The sequence below is a fragment of the Streptomyces gelaticus genome (assembly GCF_014649535.1).
GTDB classification, from domain to species: Bacteria; Actinomycetota; Actinomycetes; order Streptomycetales; family Streptomycetaceae; genus Streptomyces; species Streptomyces gelaticus.
On record NZ_BMTF01000016.1, the window covers coordinates 33,590 to 52,883 of the forward strand.

The following is a 19,294-nucleotide window of genomic DNA, read 5'->3' on the forward strand; positions in this document are numbered from 1 at the left end:
CCCGATGCGGGGGGTCGGCACAGCTGGCTGCATTTTGAGAGCGTCGCAAGCGCTTCTGAATGGCTGGTAACGGCGACATGACGTGCAGGAAGCGGTGTGCGGTGCGCGGATTGGTCATACAAGCCGATTCCGGGCCCCTCGGGAGGGGCCCGGACGGCCGGAGCGTCAGCCGTGGCTGCGGCGCAGCACCCGGAAGGCGAGAGCGACGGCGAGCGCGGCCAGAGCGAGCAGGATGCCGGTCTCGACGAGCTGGAGGGGCCAGAAGTGCGAGGCGGGGTGGTAGTCGATGTAGCGGAGGTCGATGTTCTTCTCGGTCAGGCACTGCTTGAAGCCGGGGTTCCACTCCAGGCACGCGCTGTGGGGCAGCCGTCGGCCGGAGTCGGTCAGCCAGCCCGTTTCGATGTAGATCGCCCCGTCGGGGAACAGGTGGTCGCTCCCCTGCGCGAACGTGTCCGTCAGGGACGGCCACAGGTTGTCGCGCACGGAGTTGAAGGCCGCCACCAGGGCGCCGTACCCGATCGCCGTCACGACCATCGAGGTGAGGGTCCGCCGCAGCACCAGGCCGACGAGTGCGCCGAGGGCCAGCATGCACAGGGCGTAGCCGACGGGGACGGTGCCCATCGAGCCGTACACGGTGCGCTCGTGCCATACCTGTCCTTGGTGCGCGCTGTCGGCCCGGCCCTGGGCCCAGGCGCAGACGGCCGACAGCACGGAGACGGAGGCCAGCGTCACGACGGTGGGCACGGCGAGTTTGGCGGCGAGCCAGCGGGCGGGCGTCACGGACTGTGCCCACGCCAGCTTGTACGTGCCGCTCTCCAGCTCACGGGCGATGACCGGCCCCGCGATGAAAACCCCGACGAACGCGGGGAGGGCCGTCATCAGCAGACCGGACCAGTGGAGGACCTCCCGCATCCACAGCCGGCGGTCGAGGTATGCGTTGACCGTGTCACCGCAGTCCGGCGTCGTGTGCACGACCGAGCAGCCCGTGGCCGCGAAGGCGTCCCCGACATGCTCGGTCCACAGCCAGGCGCCGACGAGAGAGACGACGGCCAGGACGGGAAGCACTCCCATGACCCACAGGGCCCATCGGTGCTGAGTCACGACGACCCGCTCCGGGCCGCGCAGACGGCCGCGCGGCGCGGCGGTCGCGCGAGGGGCGGGCGACGAGGAAGGGGCACTGATCGCGCTCATGCGGCGGCCACCTCCTCGACGGCCGACGCGCTCGGCGTCAGCAGCGCCGGGGCCTCCGGCGACCGCAGATGCGCCAGCAGCAGTTCCTCCAGCGAAGGCTCGGTGGCCTCCCAGACGGCGGTGTCCACGGGGCCCTGCCTCCGTACGAGTGCGGTCTGCAGCCGTCCCGCGGCGCGGGACTCGACGACGGTGTGCGGCGCGGTGTCCCGTACCGGACCGGTGAGCAGGGTGTGCGCGGCGAGGATGTCCTCCGTCTCGCCGCCGAGGCGGACCCGGCCGCCGTCGACGAGCAGGAGGTAGTCGCAGACGCCCTCGAGCTCGGTCAGGAGGTGCGAGGACATCACGATGGTGGTGGCGTGCTCGGCGGCCTCCGCCATCAGGGCGCCCATCAGCTGGTGGCGGGCGAGCGGGTCGAGGTCGGCCATCGGCTCGTCCAGCAGCAGCAGTTCGGGCCGCTTGCCCAGGGCCAGGGCCAGGGCGAGCCGGGTGCGCTGGCCGCCGGAGAGGTCACGGACCGCGGCGTCGCGCGGGAGCTCCCCGGCGATGCGTTCGGCGGTGTCCTGGTCCCAGGTCGCGGGGTTCAGCTCGGCGCCCGCCCAGAGCGTCGTGGCGACCGTCAACTGCGGGTACAGCGGCTTGTCCTGGGCCACGAAGGCCACCCGGGCACGGGCCTGGCCGGGGGTCGTGCCCAGTACCCGCACCGCCCCCTCCGACGGCCGCAGGAAACCGGCCGTGAGGGCGAGCAGAGTGGACTTGCCCGCGCCGTTGGGCCCGACGAGGGCGCACACCCGCCCGGCGGGCAGCCGGAAGGAGCAGTCGCGCAGCGCCCAGCCCCTGCTTCTGCCCCGGTACTTCATGCCGAGGCCGGTGGCCTCGATCGCAGCGCCTGTCATCAGGCCCGATCCCCCTCGAAAGTCCTGTCCAGTACGGCGGTGAAGAGTGCGCTCACGTCGTCCTTCTCCAGCCCGGCCGCGCGGGCCCGGCGGGTCCAGTCGGCCAGTTCGGCGCGCAGCGGTGCGTCGTCGGCGGCCGCCGCGCCGCCGAGGCTCCGGGTGACGAAGGTGCCGAGCCCGCGCCGGGCCTCGACGAGGCCCTCGCGCTCCAGCTCCCGGTAGGCCTTCAGCACGGTGTTCGGATTGATGGCGGTGGCTTCGACGACCTCGCGCGCGGTGGGCAGCCGGTCGCCGGGCTCCAGCAGGCCGAGGCGGAGAGCCTGCTTGGTCTGCTGGACGATCTGGAGGTACGTGGCGACGCCGCTGCGCCGGTCGATGCGGTACTCGACCGCTGCGGACTCTGCCATGTTCACCCCTTTCACTAATTGAGTAGTGAAAGGGTGGCGCAAGACAGGGGCGACGTCAAGTGACGCCGCCCCCCGGGGGAGTTGGCTCTCTTCCGGTCCCTGGCTCAGGACTCCGTGCGGTACATCAGGTCCACCTCGTGCGTCGCGAAGCCCATCCGCTCGTAGACGGCCAGGGCCGCCTTGTTGTCCGCGTCCACGTAGAGCATCGCGGTCGGCAGGCCCTCGGCGGCCAGATGCCGCAGCCCGATCGCGGTCAGCGCCTTGCCGAGCCCGCCGCCCTGTGCGTCGGGCCGGATGCCGACGACGTACACCTCGCCGAGCTGCTCCTCCGCGTGCACCTTCGTCCAGTGGAAGCCGACCAGCTCGCCGTCGCGCTCGGCCAGGAAGAACCCCTTCGGGTCGAACCACGGCTCCGCCTTGCGGTCGTCCAGGTCCCGCTGGCCCAGCGAGCCCTGCTCCGGGTGGTGGGCGAAGGCGGCACTGTTCACCGCGAGCCAGGCGGCGTCGTCCTCACCGGGCACGAAGGTGCGGACGGTGACGCCGGGCGGCAGCACCGGCTCCGCGATGTCCAGCGGCACCAACGGACGCCGCAGCTGCCGCAGTTCGCGGAAGAGCGAGAGACCGAGGACCTGCGCGAGATGCCGCGCCGCGGACTTCCCGCCGTGCGCCCACACCCTCAGCCGCTTCCCGGTCGCGGCGAGCAGCGCCGCGCCCAGTGCCCGCCCGTGGCCCTGCCCGCGGTACGCCGGGTGCACGACCAGCTCGGCGGCCGGGGCCTCGACGGGGTCGGTGTCCTCCAGTTGCGCGTACCCGACCAGGGTCGGCCCGCTGCTCAGCAGCAGATGCCGCACGCCCTCGCGCCGTCCGCCCCGCAGCTGCAACCGCCCCTGCTCGGACACGGCCTGCCGCCCGTCGGAGCGGGCCGCCTCGGCGAGCAGATCGGCTACGGCTTCCGCCTGCTCGGGGGAGAGCACGTCGAGCGTCCGGAGCTCGCGTCCGGGTGCGGGGAGGGGTACGTCAGTCGTCATGTCTACGAGCCTACGGGGGCGGGGCAGCGGTAGGGGGTGCGCGCGGGCGTTTCGGGGCTCAGGCCGTGGTATGCGGCGTGTTCAGTACGCCGTCGGCGATGCGGCAGAGGTCCTCGGCGCTGGGCAGCAGCTCGCGGACACGGTCGGTGAAGTCGAGCCGGTACGGGTCCTTGATGATCTCCTTCGCGGCCTCGGACCGCTCGGGGATGACAGCGTCGAAGTTGTTGATCGCTGCGGCGTGGGAGAGGTGGAGGGCGTGGTGGATCGCCGAGGTCAGATCGTCCCGGGACCAGCCGTTGCGGACAGCGTGCTGAATGTAGAAGTCCAGCACGGGTCGGGTCTTGCACTTGTCCATGAGGACCTGGAGGTGGGCCCAGGGCAATTGTCCAGCAGCCTGCTGGACAATTGGCTCCGGCCGGAGTCGGGCCATCTTCACCATGTAATGCAGGCTGCTGCGGGAAAATCCCCGCTGGCCCGGGAACTCGGTGCGCAGCTCTGTCGCGATGCGTCCCACGACTTTGGCGCCCCACTTCTCCTCCCGCTGCCGCGCAAGGATCGTCCGCCCGATCTCCCAGTACATCTGGAGCATCTCGGTGTTGACCTTCAGCCGGGCCCGCACATGCGCGCCCGGCCCGATCGACTTCAGGTCGTCGATCATCTCGTGGAAGCCCGGCGGCAGTTCGGACGCCCGACGGCCTTGGTCTTCGGTTCGTTGTCCATGGCGTACAGGCTTGCGCCGTACATGCGTGCCGGGACGTTTCTGCCCGTATATGTGAGCCAATCGAGTGGCATGCGGCTGTTTGGGGCCATACCGACCGCATGGCAACCAGTTCGTAACCCCGGACACCTGTCGCGCTACGCGCGTTGACCCTAGGCTGCGCACGAAGTCTCCAGACTCGTCACCACTTTCGAACCTCCCGCTGAACTCACAAGGGGACCGATGTCAGCGACACCGCAGAAGAACCGCGCGTCCCGGCGGGTGCTCGCCGCCGCGGCCGGGCTCGCCACCGTCGGCGCGCTCGTCGCCGCGATGCCGGCCGGCGCCCAGGACCGTCATGGCCATGGGCACGGGCACCACAAGCCGGGCCGCACCGTCGACGTACAGCTGCTGTCCTTCAACGACCTGCACGGGAACCTGGAGCCGCCGGCCGGCACGGCGGGCAAGGTCTTCGAGACGCAGCCCGACGGCTCGGCCAAGGAGATTCCGGCTGGCGGCGTCGAGTACCTCGCGACCTCGCTGCGTACCGCGCGCAAGGGCCACCCGTACTCGATCACCGCGGCCGGTGGTGACATGGTGGGCGCGAGCCCGCTGCTGTCCGGTCTCTTCCACGACGAGCCGACCATCGAAGCGCTCAACAAGCTCGATCTCGACGTGACCAGCGTCGGCAACCACGAGTTCGACGAGGGCGCCACCGAGCTGTCCCGCCTCCAGAACGGCGGCTGCCACCCGGTCGAGGGGTGCTACGAGAAGGACAAGGAGTTCAAGGGCGCCGACTTCCCCTACCTCGCCGCCAATGTGACGAACGAGAAGACCGGCAGGCCGATCCTCAAGCCGTACACGGTGTGGAAGAAGAACGGCGTCAGGATCGGCTTCATCGGGGTGACCCTGGAAGGCACGCCGAACGTGGTCACGGCCAACGGCGTCAAGGGCCTGAAGTTCCACGACGAGATCGAGACGATCAACAAGTACGCCAAGGAGCTGGACCGGCAGGGCGTCAAGTCCATCGTCGCGCTGATCCACGAGGGCGGGGCCCCGGCCTCCAGCTCGTACAACTACGACTGCGACAGCTCCGGCGCCGGTGACGGCATCTCCGGGCCGATCACCGACATCGCCAAGGGCATCACGCCCAAGGTCGACGCCCTGGTCACGGGCCACACCCACCAGGCGTACGTGTGCACGATCCCGGACCCGGCGGGCAACCCGCGCCTGGTCACCTCGGCGTCGTCGTTCGGCAAGGTCTACACGGACACGACCCTCACCTACGACCGCCGCACCAAGGACATCGTCCGTACGTCGGTGAAGTCGGCCGGTGCCTCGAACCCGAAGTCGGCGAACCACGTCGTCAGCCGGGACCAGCGCAGGGCCTCCGACATGGAGACCCTGATCGCCCGCTGGAACGCCCTCGCGGCGCCCATCGCGAACAAGCCGCAGGGCTACATCTCCGCCGACATCGACGGCCGCGGTTCCAAGGCCCTTGAGAAGCCGCTCGGTGACGTGATCGCCGACGCCCAGCTGGAGGGCCTGGCCCCGGCGGACAAGGGCGGGGCGGTGGTCGCCCTCATGAACCCGGGCGGTATCCGCGCGGACCTGGTGTACGCGTCGGCCGACGGCAAGTCCGACGGGGTGGTGACGTACGGCGAGGCCTTCACCGTGCAGCCCTTCACCAACATGATGAACGTCGTCGACCTGACCGGCGCGCAGCTGGTCGAGGCACTCCAGCAGCAGGTCAGCGGCTCCAACGAGGCCAGCCCGAAGATCCTCCAGATCTCCAAGGGCCTCACGTACACCCTGGACATGACGAAGACGGGCGCGGCCCGCGTGGTCACCGACACCATCAAGCTGAACGGTGAGGCGATCGACCCGGCGAAGACGTACCGCGTCGCGATGAACGAGTTCCTGGCGGGCGGCGGCGACGGCTTCGCGGCCCTCGGACAGGGCACGAACAAGCTGGTCGGCGCCTCCGACCTGGACCTGTTCAACGCCTACCTGGCGGCCCACTCCACGGCCGAGGCCCCGCTGGCCCCGCCGGCGGCGGACCGGATCACGGTCATCCAGTAGTAACTCCCGTACGCGGGTGAGCGGGGCGGTGGGCCGGCGGGCCCGCCGCCCTTCCGCGTTCCCGGGCGGTTCAGGGCGCCGCCCCGGCTCGGGCGAGTGTGAACCAGACGGCCTTCCGGTACGGGGCGCAGCCGCCCAGCACGGTCATCCCCCAGGCGAGCGCCAGCCGCTCCACGAGCAACAGCCCACGGCCGCCCTCGCGTTCACCGAGCTCGGGGAAGGCCGACGGTTCGGGCAGGGCCCAGTGGTCGTCGTCCGCGACGGAGACGGTGACCTGCTTGCGCTGCACGGTCACGCGGACCCGGATCAGGGGCGTACGCGTGTGACGGTGGGCGTTGGTGACGACCTCCGTGACACACAGGCGCGCGTCGTCGATCAGACCGCAGTGTCTGCTCACGGTCAGCAGGGACGAGACGAAGTCACGTGACAGCTTCGCGGCGCTGGACGTGTTCGGCAGTGCGAGCCGATAGATCTCGCTGCCCTGCGGGCCCGGCGGTGCGGAGTGGGCGGTGGCGTGGCCGTGGGTCATGTCGTTCTCCCAACGCGGTGCGGTGTGAACGGGGTGCGTCACTCGTCGTCCGTGGCGATGGCCGTGCGTGGGCGTGCTTCAACACACCTGCGTACGGCTGCACTTCGGGCTTACCGGCGTGCGACGCGAGGTGAAGCAACGGTAGCGTGTGCGTATCAAGTGTTGTTTGAGAACCCATAACTCTTGCTGGAAGTGGACCCCTTTGAGGGATGCGGCCACACTGGGTTTCGACAAGAGGAGAGGTTGATGCCACCGAGGAAACCCCCTACCGCGCGGCAGTGCCGACTGGGTGCGGAGTTGCGCAAGATGCGCGAGCACGCCGGTCTGACGCCGACCGAGGCCGCCGCTCTGCTGGGCACGGACCGCACCACGATCAGCAACACGGAATCGGGACGGTTCGGAGTGAGCGGTGCGCGGGTACGCACATGGGCCGGGCACTACGCGTGCTCCGACGCGGCCTATGTCGATGCCCTCGCCGACATGGCCGAGGAGCGGATAAAGGGGTGGTGGGAGGACTACCGGGGCGAGCTCTCCGGGAGCGCGCTCGACCTGGCGGAACTGGAGCATCACGCGACGGGTTTCCGGTCGGTCCAGATCATGCATATGCCCGGTCTGCTTCAGACCGAGGACTATGTGCGTGCCGTCTACGCGGAGGCGCTGCCCGCGCCGACCCCGGCGAGCCTCCGTCGCAGGATCTCGCACCGGTTGAGGCGCAGGGATGTTCTCGACCGGTCGAACCCGCCCACCTGTACGTTCCTGGTCCACGAAGCGGCGCTGCGGATGCAGTTCGGCGGGCGCAAGGTGGCGCGTGGGCAGCTCGACCATCTGCTGAAGGAGTCGGAGCGCGACAATGTCACCGTGCGAGTGATCCCGTTCGCGGTGGGTGGCTTTCCGAACGCCGGAAGTTCGACCCACTATGTCTACGGTCCGGTTCCGCAGCTCGACACCGTGCAGACGGATGCCCTGTTGGGTTCCGGGTTCGTCGACGCCGAGGCGCGGCTCCGGGTCTTTCGGGCGGTGCTCGACCGGACGGAAGGGCGATCGCTCGATCCGCAGAGTTCGAGAGACTTCATCAAGGAAGTCGCAGAGCAAGTGTGAAGGCGTGAGAACCATGGAAATTCAGTGGCGCAAGTCGTCCAAGTCGGCCGACGCCGACGGCGACAACTGCCTGGAGCTCGCCGAGTGCGGTGGCGAGATCCTCATGCGTGAGAGTGATAATCCGGACGTGATCATCCGTACGAGCCGTGCCAAGCTTCGCGCCTTCCTCGGCGGCGCGAAGGAGGGCGAGTTCGACGATCTGGCCTGAGCCGTCGCGCTCCCGCTCCGGGCGGCCCCCACCGGCGCAGGTGGGGGCCGCTCACTGCTGTGTACCTCATCTGTTTAGCGAATCCATCTCACTCGTTAGAAGTCCAACGCTTGATACGGGCTCGCGCGGAACGCTAACTTCGGAGTGTGCCCCCTGGTCGGACCGGTCCTCGGTGTCCGGTGTCCGGTGTCCGGGGCGCGCAACTCCGGGCAACGCTGCGCCAGTTGAGCGGGGTTAGGAAAGGCTGCCCCGCGCCTGCCGCTCGTCACGCCGGCTGCGGGCGCGGGGTGGTCCCGATGGGGCGTCAGGAGGCATTCCGTGCCCGATCAGCAACCCGTACCGTCCGTGACACGCGTGTTCTGGTGCGAGCGGGTCATCTACCGCACGGTGGAGACGGACGAGATCGCAAAGGTGTCCCGTCATCTGGCGCTCGACCCCTCCGAGGCCATCCGCTTCATCCGGTTGAACGTGCGGGCGCTGGTCACCGGACTGCCGCCGCGCGAACGTCACCGGGCGCTGAGCTGGGTCGACGGCGGCGGATGCATCGGCGCCATCGGCGCGCTCCATCGCGGTGAGCCCTGCGGCTTCTCACTGAGTTGGGGCGACGCCTGGATCGAGTGGACTGTGCGCCCCCAACTCGCCGTCCATGTCGACGATGCGGGCGACGACGCGGTACTGCCCACGCCTTGCGAGGGATGCTGACCGGTCGGATGCTTCTCTGCAGCCTCGACGGGCCTCCTGGGTAGGCGGGCGCCCTTCTGCGCGAACTGCAACCATATGTTGGAGGGGCTGCCCAGCAGTCACGGTACATTTACCGGCTTTCCGTCGAGTGGCGAGAACTGGATTCCCTGATGAATTCTGTAGTGAGAATCGATGTCGATGGAGCGGATGTCGACATGGACGATGCTCAGCGAGTGATCTATCGGGGAGAGCCCTTCACTGGAGAAGTAGCCGAATACCAGAGCGGACACCTGATCAGCCTGGACGAGCACACCAATGGGGTGCCGAACGGGCTGTCTCGCGAGTGGTACCAGGATGGGACCCTTCGTTCCGAGGGGGTCGTCCGAGACGGCCGCCCTCTGGGCGAATTCAAGGAGTGGCACCCCAACGGGGTCATGAAGTCTCGCAAGTTCTCCGACAGAACCCTCGTCTCCCTCTGTGAAGAGGAGACGTGGGACGAGCGCGGTGTCCTGCTGACCTCGTGGCGCCGCGACGACGGCTGAATAGAGCGCAGCGGGGGTGCTCCGCCGTGGCGCGAATCCGAGTATTTCCCCAAAGAACTAATGGAGTTCGGTTGGGCGGGCGAGGTCGAGACCTGAACGCCTGCGCGTAGGTGATGGAGGTTGTCTTCGTCGGTCGCGGAAGGGGAGCTCGGTCGGCTATGGGCGCTGGAGTCCACGCGAAGCGAAGACGGCTGGTGAAGCTGTCTGCAGCCCTGAGTTGGTGGTTCCGGTCGAGGCGAGTGCTCCGGTACCGGGACGGCTGTCGCCCCTGTTCCAGTAGTGACGTGCACCCGTCATACTCCCTGGGTTGACCCCCACGGCAGACGGAGGCACTTCCCGCATGAGCCCGCACCCCGCCACTCGCCGGAACTTCCTGGCCGGCGCCCTCGCCGCCACCGCCACCGTCCTGATCGGCGCGGGCCCCGCGGGTGCCGCCAACCGCCAAGTCCTCACCACCCAGGGCTGGATGGGCGCAGTCCCCGACGCCACCGCGCTGCAACGCCTCACGATCCCCGGGTCGCACGACTCCGGAGCCCGCTACGGCGGGCCCTGGGCCGAGTGCCAGAACACCGCGATCGCCGAGCAGTTGAACAGCGGCATCCGCTTTCTCGACGTGCGGTGCCGGATCACCGGCGGCTCCTTCGCGATCCACCACGGGGCCTCGTACCAGAACCTGATGTTCGGCGACGTGCTGGGCGCCTGCTGGGACTTCCTGGCGGCGCATCCGACCGAGACCGTGCTGATGCGGGTCAAGCAGGAGTACTCGGAGGAGAGCGACGCGGCGTTCCGGGCGGTCTTCGACGACTACCTCGACAACCGAGGCTGGCGCCCGCTGTTCCGCATCGACTTCTCGCTGCCGACGCTGGGTGAGGCCCGCGGCAAGGTCGTGCTGCTGGCCGACAACGGCGGACTGCCCGGTATTCGGTACGCCGATTCTGAACTCTTTGATATCCAGGACGACTACATGGCGGAGCCGTTCGCCAAATACCCGAAGATCGAGGCCCAGTTCCGCAAGGCGGCCCAGCAGCCCGGGAAGCTGTACATGAACTACGTCAGCACGGCCGCCCTGATGCCGCCGCGCTGGAACGCGGACCGGCTCAACCCGCAGGTCCAGTCGTTCCTGGACGGCTCGGAGGCGTCCGGCTGGACCGGTCTCGGCATTGTCCCGCTGGACTTCCCCACCACCCGGTCCGGCCTCGTGGAGTCACTGCTCCGGCACAACCCGGGGCTGCGGGTCTGAGGGCCCTGGACCCTCGCGATCGACCCGGCCGGGCTCGCCCAGCAGTAACGGCACCGCATGGCCACTGCGGTCTGTCGGCCATGCCCGGTTACGCACCCCACGGCTTCATGCACATCCAGTTTTCTCGTCCTCTCACCCGACGACAGCCACCTCTCCAGCAAGGTAGTTTTCATGGAAATGCAGGGTTGATGAGGGTGGGGCGGACCGTGAAGAAGTTACTGGCAGGCACACTCGCAGCAATGACCGTACTGGCAGTAGCAGGCTGCGGTTCACCGGACGACGACGCGGAAAGGTCCGGGACGCCCGGCGCGGTGCCGAAGGGTTCCTCACCGCAGAAGCCTGTAGTGCCTCGGGCGGGGCAGCAGCAGGTCCCGCCCGCGTTCGACGGTGCCAAGGGGTGGGCCGTCATGCAGTCGGAGCGGCTGGACCGGCCGACCGTCGCGCCGCACTCGAAACTGGTGCTGTTCCTCAAGACACATGCGGACGGCAAGGCGCTCGGTGTGGAAGCACGCGACGCAGCCACCGGTGCCGTTCGCTGGTCGAGCGCACCCTGGAAACCGAGCCCCCGGCCCGCCGAATTCCGGGCCGAGGACGCGGAGCTGGTGGTCACCAGCAAGGACGGGAAGGACTACGTCGTGTTGGCCGCGACGGTCCAGGAGGGCAAGGACGCGATCAACCGCGGGAAGCCGACTGCTCATCTTGCTGTCTATTCCGCGGACTCCTCCGGTACTGGCGTAGCCCCGTTGCACCAGGTCACCGTTCCCGGGACGGACAGTGGCGCCATTCCCCACGACACTGACGGCACCGTGGCTGTGGAGACCCGCGACGGAATGACAGTCGTGGACGCTGCCGGCGGCACGACCAGGTCCTCCCGCGGCAAGAGCACTCCCGAATTCATGCTCCGTGTAAGGAGTGTCACCTATCCCACGCTCGACGTTGCCGATGTCTGGACCGGGCGGCAGCAGGTACCTACGGGCGCGGTTTCGCAGGACGGCATGGACAAAGGAGTGGCCTATGGAGTCCGCGGGGGCTACCTCGTGGCCCGATGGCCGTCCAAGAATCAGGACTACACCGTCTCCGGGCTGGCGATGAACTACGTGTGGGCGGTGCACGACGAGCGCACCGGAAAGCCTGCGTTCAGCGTCAAGTGCGACGGCCTGACCGACGCTCTTCCCGCCGGCGGTGAAGCCGACACGCTCCTCAGCGACAACGGCCGCTACCTGGTCAACGGAGATGTGGCCTTCGATCTCCAGGCCAAGAAGGGCTACTGCTTCGGCGAGACGGAGTCCCGTGCCGGGGTGAAATTCAAGGGTGTCGACAACTCCGGCACGGCGTACGGCGCTGTGACGACGTCCGGATCAGCGGGTCCCGTCGCTCTTGACCTCGCCACCGGGAAGCCCACCGAGCTCGACGGGAACGTGCCGCTCCCGACCCGTGTGACCGGCGACGTAGCGCTTTACGAAGCGACGCCCGTCAACGAGAAGGACCCGGGGGCCAAACCAGCCACCCACGCCATCCTCAGCGTCTACCCCAGACGATGACCAACCGATGGCTCAGCCGTCTCCTGAGAGCACCGCGTACTGGTCCCTGATCCGGCACAACCCGGAAGCCTCATCCGTGTGGCCGGTTTCCCCCTCACAGCCCCGGCGGCGGCGTCGGGGCCCCCGGCAGGCGGATCGAGGCGACTGTGCCCGGGCCGTTCGTCGCCGGGCGCAGGGTGATCTCGCCGCCCGACTGCTGGATCGTGCGGGCGACGATCGACAGGCCCAGGCCCGAGCCGGGGAGCTGGCGGGCGGACGGGGAGCGCCAGAAGCGTTCGAAGACGTGGGGGAGTTCGTCGGCGGGGATGCCGGGGCCCTGGTCCCGTACGGTCAGCTCGCCGTCGCGCAGGGCGACCTCGATCGTGCCGCGGGACGGGCTGAACTTGACCGCGTTGTCCAGGACGTTGACCACCGCCCGCTCCAGCGCGGCGGGCTCGGCCCGTACGTACCAGGGGGTCAGGTCCGCCCTGATGGTCAGCTCGGGGCCGCGCAGCCGGGCGCGCTCCAGGGCCGTGTCCGCGATGTCGTGCAGCGCGACGACCTGGAGCGGGTCGGGGCCGGGGGCGTCGGGGCGGGACAGTTCCTGGAGGTCGCCGATGAGCGAGGCCAGCTCGGTCATCTGGGCCTTGACCGACTTCATCAGGGCCCTGCGGTCGTCGGGCGGGATGGCGCGGCCGGTGTCGTCGCTGCGGGCGAGGAGCTCGATGTTGGTGCGCAGGGACGTCAGCGGGGTCCGCAGCTCGTGGCCCGCGTCGGCGATCAGCTGGGCCTGGCGGTCGCGGGAGCTGGCCAGGGACGCGGTCATCGAGTTGAAGGAGCGGGACAGCCGGGCGATCTCGTCCTCGCCGGCGGCCGGGATCCGGACGGTGAGGTCCTCGGTACGGGCGACGTGCTCGACGGCCTCGGTGAGCTCGTCGACGGGGCGCAGCCCGGTGCGGGCGACCCAGAGGCCGGCCGCGCCGGCGCCGACGACGCCGATGCCGGAGACGACCAGGAGCACCCAGGCGAGGGTGGAGAGCGGGTCGTCGATCTCGCTCATCGGACGGGCCACGGAGACCGCGAAGGTGCCCGGGACCAGGCCGGGCAGCTGGGCGCGGGTCTCGTACGTGTACGTGTACACGCGCATCTTCTTGCCGTTCTTCGTGGCGGCCGTGTGCAGGGCGTCGTCCCGCACACCGGCGGCCACGGCGATGTCGGCGGCCGTCACATCGATCGACGAGGCCCCGGCCGAGGTGCAGGTGCTCCCGGACACGGTGACGAGCTGCACGGTGTACGTCCCTCCGACCGGTGGGGGGACCGCCCGGTCGGGGTGGGTGCAGGCGATGAACAGCTGCTGCACGTAGTCGTTGCTGACCGAGACATTGCGCAGCGAGGTGTCCAGCTGGTTCTCCAGCTGCACCTTCGTCACGAACCAGCAGGCCGCCGCTACCGCGGCGACGGCTGCCGCCACCGCCGTCGCCACCAGCAGCGCGAGCCGGGAGCGCAGCGGCAGGGCGCGGAGCCGGCGAAGGGGGCTGGTCATCCGTCACCGCCGCCGGAGCGGAGTGCGTAGCCGACCCCCCGCACCGTGTGTACGAGGCGCGGTTCGCCGCCCGCCTCCGTCTTGCGGCGCAGGTACATCACGTACACGTCCAGGGAGTTGGAGCTCGGCTCGAAGTCGAAGCCCCACACCGCCTTCAGGATCTGCTCGCGGGTCAGCACCTGCCGCGGGTGGGCCAGGAACATCTCCAGCAGGGTGAACTCGGTACGGGTCAGCTCGACCCGGCGGGTGCCCCGGGTGACCTCGCGGGTGGCGAGGTTCATCCGCAGGTCGGCGAAGGCCAGCACATTGTCGTCGGGGACGCCGCCCGCCGCGGCCGCGTACGAGCTGCGGCGCAGCAGGGCCCGGATGCGGGCGAAGAGCTCGTCCAGCTCGAAGGGCTTGACCAGGTAGTCGTCGGCGCCCGCGTCGAGACCGGTGACCCGGTCGCCGACGGTGTCGCGGGCGGTGAGCATCAGGATGGGAGTGGTGGTGCCCGAGGAGCGGAGCCGGCGGGCGGCGGTCAGGCCGTCCATCCGGGGCATCTGGATGTCGAGGACGATGAGGTCGGGGGCGTACGACGCGGCCCTGGCGAGGGCGTCGAGTCCGTCGACGGCCACCTCGGTGTCGTAGCCCTCGAACGCCAGACTGCGCTGCAGGGCCTCGCGCACGGCGGGCTCGTCGTCGACGATCAGGATGCGCTGCGGACCGTCTTCGGCGGGGCTCATCGCTCGTTTTCCTCTTCTCGTTCCCGTATGGCTGTGCCTTCCGGCTCTCAGCCTCGCACGGCCGCGGCGCGCCGTCGTCGTGCGGCCCGGCGCCCGCGGCGGGTGGCGGCAGGGAGCTCTGGGGCCCGGAGCGGCCCGAGCGCGGTCTGTTCCGCCACGAGGGCGAGGGGGAGGGCCAGGTCGGCCGGGCCGGTGGGGGTGTGGGCGGGGTGGTGCATGGGTGTCTCCTCAGGAGCCGCTGCCGGTTTGTTTCTCAGGAGCCGTTGCAGGCTCGTGTCTCAGGGGCCGTTGTCGGCTCGCTTCTCAGGAGCCGCTGCCGGTTTGCTTCTCAGGAGCCGTTGCCGGCTCGCAGGGTGTCGAGGTCGGCCTTGAGCGTGTTGACCGGGATGGCGAAGCCGAGGCCCACGCTGCCCGCGCTCGAACCGTTCGACCCGTTCGATGAACTCGCCGAGTACATCGCGGAGTTGATGCCGATGATCTCGCCGTTCATATTGATGAGCGCACCGCCGGAGTTGCCGGGGTTGAGCGAGGCGTCGGTCTGGATGGCCTTGTACGTGGTGGTGGAGTTGCCGGTGTCGCCGTTGAACTGCCGGCCGCCGAACTCGAACGGCCACTGTTCGCCGCCACGCTGCCCCTGGCCGCTGCCGTCCTCCTTGGCGACGGTGACGTCGCGGTCGAGGGCGGAGACGATGCCGCTGGTCACGGTCCCGGTGAGGCCCTCGGGCGAGCCGATCGCGACGACCTGGTCGCCGACCTCGATCGACGAGGAGTCGCCCAGCGTGGCCGTCTTCAGGCCGCTCGCCCCCCGGAGCTTGATGAGCGCGAGGTCCTTGTCGGGGTCGGTGCCGACCACGTCGGCGGTGTACGTCCGGCCGGTGCTGAGCGTCACCTTGACCGACGAGGCGCCGGAGATGACGTGGTTGTTGGTGACGACCTCGCCGTCGGACGTGATGATCACGCCGGAGCCGGTGGACTCGCCCGCGGCCGAGGTCGCGTTGATCTCGACGATCATCGGCGAGACGGCCTTGGCGACACCGGAGACGGTGCCCTTGTCGCTCTGCGAGACGGTGGTGCCGGGGATGACGTCGGCGGCCGAGCTGCTGGAGCTGTCGCCGGTGAGCTGTTCGACGACGGTGGCGGCGCCGCCACCGACGACCGCCGCCACGATCGCCACGGCCGCCAGCAGGGCGACCGGCCGCCTGGCCCGGCGCCGGGACGTGTCCGGCTCCTGGGGCGCGGGCGGCGGGAAGGCGTTGCCGCCGCCCGCGCCACCGTTGCCGCCGTGCCCGTCGGCGCCGTTGCCGCTGTTCCCGCCGGGCCACACGGTGGTGCCGGGGCCCGTCGCGATCGGCTGCTCGGGCCGGTACGACGGCGGCGGCGGGTAGGCCGCGTCGCCGTTGCCGTACGAGGGGTACATCGGGTACTCGCCGCTCGGGCGCTGGCTCTTTGTCATGCCTATGAGCGTGTACGGCCAAGATGAGAGAAGCCTGAGTCCGTCCTGAGAAGCCCGGCAGAACCTCGTATGCCCGATATAAGGAGCGGCCGGCCCCGGCGAGTCGCCCCACGGGACAGCCCTCAACCGGCCGCCGGCTCCCCGCAGCCGCAGGAGCGCCGCACCACCAGCGCCGACGGGAACTGCTTCAGCCGCTCCCGCCGCGACCCCGAGACCCGCAGCGAGTCGTCGAGCACCAGGTCCACCGCGGCCCGAGCCATCGCCGGGCGGTCCGAGAAGACCGTCGTCAGCGGCGGATCGGTCAGACCGGCTTCCTTCACGTCGTCGAAGCCCGCCACCGCGAGCTCCCCGGGCACATCGATGCGCAGCTCGCGCGCGGCCCGCAGTACCCCGATGGCCTGGTCGTCCGTCGAGCAGAAGATCGCCGGCGGCCGGTCCGGCCCGTCGAGCAGCTTCAGCGCCACCTGATAGGCGTCGTAACGGTTGTACGGGGCCTGGAAGAGCCGGCCCTCCGTCGAGCGCCCCGACTCGTGCATCGCCCGGCGCCAGCCCTCGACGTGGTCGGCGACCGGGTCACCGACCACCGGGGTGGACTCCACGCCGCCGAAGCACGCCACGTACTCGTTGCCGTGTTCCAGCAGGTGCCGGGTGGCGAGCTGGGCGCCGCCGACGTCGTCGGTGACGACCGCGACGTCCTCGATCGCCTCCGGCCGCTCGTGCAGCAGCACGACCCGTGCGTCCCACGCCTCGATCTCGGCCGCCGCCCGCTCGCTGGGGCCCTGACTGACCAGGATCAGGCCGGATACCCGCATGCCGAGAAAGGCCCGCAGATAGTGGACCTCGCGCTCGTCGCGGTAGTCGGAATTGCCGACGAGCACCATTTTTCCGCGCTCGGCGGCGGCCTGTTCGACCGCATGCGCCATTTCCGCGAAGAACGGCTGCCGGGCGTCCGGCACGATCATCCCTATGAGATCGGTCCGCCGAGAGGCCATCGCCTGGGCAACCCGGTCCGGCCGGTAGCCCAGCTCCTTGATCGCGGCGAGCACCCGCTCGCGCGTGGCCGGGGCGACCGGCCTCGGTCCGTTGTTGATGACATAGCTGACGACCGCGGTCGACGTCCCCGCCAGTCTCGCCACATCGTCCCGCGTCACCTTGGCCACGCGCGGCAGTCTACGCGGATATACCTACCTTCCGGCAGGCCGGACCGGCGCTTCTTCCCTCGGTCCGGCCGCCCGCGACTGCTCCGAACGGGTTACGGGTTTCGCGGACGCCTCCGCCGCGGCCCGGTCCTTGGCCTCCTCGGCCGCGCGCTCCACCTTCTCGGGCACGACGAAGCGGTAGCCGACATTGCGGACCGTGCCGATCAGCGACTCGTGCTCGGGGCCGAGCTTGGCGCGCAGCCGCCGCACATGGACGTCGACGGTGCGCGTGCCGCCGAAGTAGTCGTAGCCCCAGACCTCCTGGAGCAGCTGGGCGCGGGTGAAGACCCGGCCCGGGTGCTGCGCGAGGTACTTGAGCAGTTCGAATTCCTTGAAGGTCAGGTCCAGGACCCGGCCCTTCAGCTTCGCGCTGTACGTGGCCTCGTCGACCGAGAGGTCGCCGTTGCGGATCTCCATCGGGGAGTCGTCGGCGCTGATCTGCTGCCGGCCGGTGGCCAGCCGCAGCCGGGCCTCGACCTCGGCCGGTCCCGCCGTGTCCAGCAGTACGTCGTCGATGCCCCAGTCGGCGGTGACGGCCGCGAGACCGCCCTCCGTCACGACGAGGATCAGCGGACAGCCCGGTCCGGTGGACCGCAGCAGCTGGCAGAGCGACCGCACCTGGGGGAGATCGCGGCGGCCGTCGATCAGGATGAGGTCGGCACCGGGGGTGTCGACGAGAGCGGGGCCTTCGGCCGGTGCCACCCGTACGTTGTGGAGCAGGAGACCGAGGGCGGGCAGCACCTCCGTCGACGGTTGAAGGGCATTCGTCAGGAGCAGCAGTGAACTCATCGCCGCCCACCTGCCTGGGTCGTCGGTCGATGCTCGTGCACGGTTCGCTCGCCCATTACGTCGGTCCTCCTCGTTCCCTGCGAGAGGGGCACTCCCGGGCCGGGCCGGGGGAGTATGCGGCACTTCTTCGTACGTTTTCGTGCTGGTCCCACGGATGCAATCTGGCGCCCCGGGATCGCTGAGCTTGTGGAAACGTCGCCGTAACAACGCCTGGAAAGCACAAAAGGACCCGGGGGCTGCTTTGCCCGGATCCTCTTCCCAGCACAATAGCCCACATGAGTTCTGTGTCCGAGGGGCGATTTCGGAGTATCGCTGTTCCCTCGATCACGCCCGACCCCCTGCGCACCACATTGCGTACCGATGACGGGGTGCGCATCGAGGCGGTGTACGAACCGTGTACGGCGGGTGCCGGGGCCGTTGCGGAGTCATCCTTCGACGGTACTGCGATCGTGCTCGCGCACGGTTTCACCGGTTCGGTGGACCGGCCCGCGGTGCGCCGTGCCGCCGGGGTGTTCGCCGGGCGTGCGGCCGTGGTCACCTTCTCGTTCCGGGGGCACGGCGGGTCCGGCGGGCGGTCGACGGTGGGGGACCGCGAGGTGCTGGACCTGGCGGCGGCGGTGGCGTGGGCACGGGAGATCGGGCACCGCCGGATCGTGACCGTCGGGTTCTCGATGGGCGGGTCCGTGGTGCTGCGGCACGGGGCGCTGTACGCGGGGCGGCCGGCGGGCGAGGCGGAAACCGGTGGCACCGTGGATCGCGAGGGGCGCACCGGGGCGCGTTCCAAGGCGCACGCGGACGCGGTGGTGGCCGTGAGCGCCCCCGCCCGTTGGTTCTACCGGGGCACCGCCCCGATGCGCCGTCTGCACTGGGTGGTCACCCGGCCCATGGGCCGGATGGTCGGCCGCTACGGCCTGCACACCCGGATCGACCGCAACGCATGGGATCCGGTGCCGCTCTCGCCGGTCGAGGCCGCCGGGCTGATCGCCCCGGCGCCGCTGCTGATCGTGCACGGCGACCGGGACCCGTACTTCCCGCTGGACCACCCGCGCTCGCTCGCCGCTGCGGCGGGCGACGGCGCCGAGCTGTGGCTGGAGCGCGGCATGGGGCACGCGGAGAACGCGGCGGACGAGACCTTGCTCACCCGCATCGGGGACTGGGCGGTGACGGCGTGACCCATGATGGACAGCTGACGCGAGACGAGAGGAGTGGCGCCATGCCTGCGGTAACCATCCGCTACTGGGCCGCCGCCAAGGCCGCGGCCGGGACCGCGGAGGAGCCGTACACTGCTGCGACCCTCGCCGAGGCGCTCGACGCGGTGCGTGAGCGGCACCCCGGAGAGCTCACCCGAGTGCTGCAAAGGTGCTCGTTCCTCATCGACGGTGACCCCGTGGGGGCCCGCGGCCATGAGACCGTACGCCTTGCCGAGGGCGGCACGGTCGAGGTGCTCCCGCCGTTCGCAGGAGGGTGAA

21 protein-coding genes are annotated in these 19,294 nt (G+C 69.9%); 9 read left to right on the forward strand and 12 right to left on the reverse strand.

Annotated elements, in window-relative coordinates:
• Positions 1-165: 165 nt before the first annotated feature.
• The 5 genes from IE107_RS22190 to IE107_RS22210 all read right to left on the reverse strand — a co-directional run bounded on the left by IE107_RS22190 (position 166) and on the right by IE107_RS22210 (position 4,177).
• Positions 166-1,191 (reverse strand): ABC-2 membrane transporter-related protein, encoded by a 1,026-nt coding sequence (locus IE107_RS22190; RefSeq protein WP_229867161.1) that lies wholly within the window; start codon positions 1,189-1,191, stop codon positions 166-168.
• Entirely contained in the window at positions 1,188-2,084 is an 897-nt protein-coding gene (locus tag IE107_RS22195; protein WP_189545596.1) for an ABC transporter ATP-binding protein, read from the reverse strand. Before IE107_RS22195 ends, IE107_RS22190 begins: the two co-directional genes overlap by 4 nt.
• Positions 2,084-2,491: a GntR family transcriptional regulator gene (locus IE107_RS22200; protein ID WP_189545597.1), complete on the reverse strand. Its 408-nt coding sequence runs from the start codon at positions 2,489-2,491 to the stop codon at positions 2,084-2,086. The genes IE107_RS22195 and IE107_RS22200 overlap by 1 nt, the downstream gene beginning before the upstream one ends.
• A gap of 104 nt (positions 2,492-2,595) precedes the next feature.
• Entirely contained in the window at positions 2,596-3,519 is a 924-nt protein-coding gene (mshD, locus tag IE107_RS22205) for a mycothiol synthase (RefSeq protein WP_189545598.1), read from the reverse strand.
• Between the two features lie 58 nt (positions 3,520-3,577).
• The gene (locus IE107_RS22210; RefSeq protein ID WP_189545599.1) at positions 3,578-4,177 is read right to left on the reverse strand and encodes a DUF1016 N-terminal domain-containing protein; all 600 of its coding nucleotides are present in this window, start codon (positions 4,175-4,177) and stop codon (positions 3,578-3,580) included.
• 282 nt (positions 4,178-4,459) lie between these two features.
• On the opposite strand from IE107_RS22210, the gene IE107_RS22215 reads away from it, so the two are divergent.
• Complete coding sequence (locus IE107_RS22215) at positions 4,460-6,298, forward strand: bifunctional metallophosphatase/5'-nucleotidase (protein ID WP_189545600.1); 1,839 nt, start codon at positions 4,460-4,462, stop codon at positions 6,296-6,298.
• A 70-nt stretch (positions 6,299-6,368) separates the two neighbouring features.
• Here the strand turns inward: IE107_RS22215 and IE107_RS22220 are convergent, their stop codons facing one another.
• Entirely contained in the window at positions 6,369-6,827 is a 459-nt protein-coding gene (locus IE107_RS22220; RefSeq protein ID WP_189545601.1) for an ATP-binding protein, read from the reverse strand.
• Between the two features lie 246 nt (positions 6,828-7,073).
• Here IE107_RS22220 and IE107_RS22225 point away from each other — a divergent pair, with 246 nt between their 5' ends.
• From IE107_RS22225 to IE107_RS22250, 6 genes are all read left to right on the forward strand, one after another.
• Positions 7,074-7,925: a helix-turn-helix domain-containing protein gene (locus IE107_RS22225; RefSeq protein ID WP_189545602.1), complete on the forward strand. Its 852-nt coding sequence runs from the start codon at positions 7,074-7,076 to the stop codon at positions 7,923-7,925.
• Positions 7,926-7,938: 13 nt separating this feature from the next.
• A complete protein-coding gene (locus IE107_RS22230) occupies positions 7,939-8,133 on the forward strand; it encodes a DUF397 domain-containing protein (RefSeq protein WP_189545603.1) in 195 nt (64 codons plus the stop codon).
• 318 nt (positions 8,134-8,451) lie between these two features.
• The gene (locus tag IE107_RS22235) at positions 8,452-8,835 is read left to right on the forward strand and encodes a hypothetical protein (RefSeq protein WP_189545604.1); all 384 of its coding nucleotides are present in this window, start codon (positions 8,452-8,454) and stop codon (positions 8,833-8,835) included.
• A 194-nt stretch (positions 8,836-9,029) separates the two neighbouring features.
• Entirely contained in the window at positions 9,030-9,356 is a 327-nt protein-coding gene (locus IE107_RS22240; RefSeq protein ID WP_229867162.1) for a toxin-antitoxin system YwqK family antitoxin, read from the forward strand.
• Between the two features lie 340 nt (positions 9,357-9,696).
• Positions 9,697-10,596 carry a phosphatidylinositol-specific phospholipase C gene (locus tag IE107_RS22245; protein ID WP_189545606.1) on the forward strand — a complete coding sequence of 300 codons (900 nt, stop codon included), beginning with the start codon at positions 9,697-9,699 and terminating at the stop codon, positions 10,594-10,596.
• 188 nt (positions 10,597-10,784) lie between these two features.
• Positions 10,785-12,137, forward strand: coding sequence for a hypothetical protein (locus IE107_RS22250; RefSeq protein ID WP_189545607.1), 1,353 nt, complete (start codon positions 10,785-10,787; stop codon positions 12,135-12,137).
• Positions 12,138-12,231: 94 nt separating this feature from the next.
• Here IE107_RS22250 and IE107_RS22255 read toward each other — a convergent pair whose 3' ends face one another.
• From IE107_RS22255 to IE107_RS22280, 6 genes are all read right to left on the reverse strand, one after another.
• Complete coding sequence (locus IE107_RS22255) at positions 12,232-13,659, reverse strand: sensor histidine kinase (protein WP_189545608.1); 1,428 nt, start codon at positions 13,657-13,659, stop codon at positions 12,232-12,234.
• Positions 13,656-14,384 carry a response regulator transcription factor gene (locus tag IE107_RS22260; RefSeq protein ID WP_189545609.1) on the reverse strand — a complete coding sequence of 243 codons (729 nt, stop codon included), beginning with the start codon at positions 14,382-14,384 and terminating at the stop codon, positions 13,656-13,658. Before IE107_RS22260 ends, IE107_RS22255 begins: the two co-directional genes overlap by 4 nt.
• A gap of 47 nt (positions 14,385-14,431) precedes the next feature.
• Entirely contained in the window at positions 14,432-14,602 is a 171-nt protein-coding gene (locus IE107_RS22265) for a hypothetical protein (RefSeq protein WP_189545610.1), read from the reverse strand.
• Between the two features lie 110 nt (positions 14,603-14,712).
• Positions 14,713-15,837 (reverse strand): S1C family serine protease, encoded by a 1,125-nt coding sequence (locus tag IE107_RS22270; RefSeq protein ID WP_189545611.1) that lies wholly within the window; start codon positions 15,835-15,837, stop codon positions 14,713-14,715.
• Between the two features lie 122 nt (positions 15,838-15,959).
• Positions 15,960-16,997 (reverse strand): LacI family DNA-binding transcriptional regulator, encoded by a 1,038-nt coding sequence (locus IE107_RS22275; protein ID WP_189545612.1) that lies wholly within the window; start codon positions 16,995-16,997, stop codon positions 15,960-15,962.
• A 24-nt stretch (positions 16,998-17,021) separates the two neighbouring features.
• Positions 17,022-17,825 (reverse strand): response regulator transcription factor, encoded by an 804-nt coding sequence (locus tag IE107_RS22280; protein ID WP_189545613.1) that lies wholly within the window; start codon positions 17,823-17,825, stop codon positions 17,022-17,024.
• 275 nt (positions 17,826-18,100) lie between these two features.
• Here IE107_RS22280 and IE107_RS22285 point away from each other — a divergent pair, with 275 nt between their 5' ends.
• On the forward strand, positions 18,101-18,997 hold the full coding sequence (locus IE107_RS22285) for an alpha/beta hydrolase family protein (RefSeq protein ID WP_189545614.1): 897 nt from the start codon (positions 18,101-18,103) through the stop codon (positions 18,995-18,997).
• A 41-nt stretch (positions 18,998-19,038) separates the two neighbouring features.
• Positions 19,039-19,293, forward strand: coding sequence for a MoaD/ThiS family protein (locus tag IE107_RS22290; protein ID WP_189545615.1), 255 nt, complete (start codon positions 19,039-19,041; stop codon positions 19,291-19,293).
• Position 19,294 lies beyond the last annotated feature (1 nt).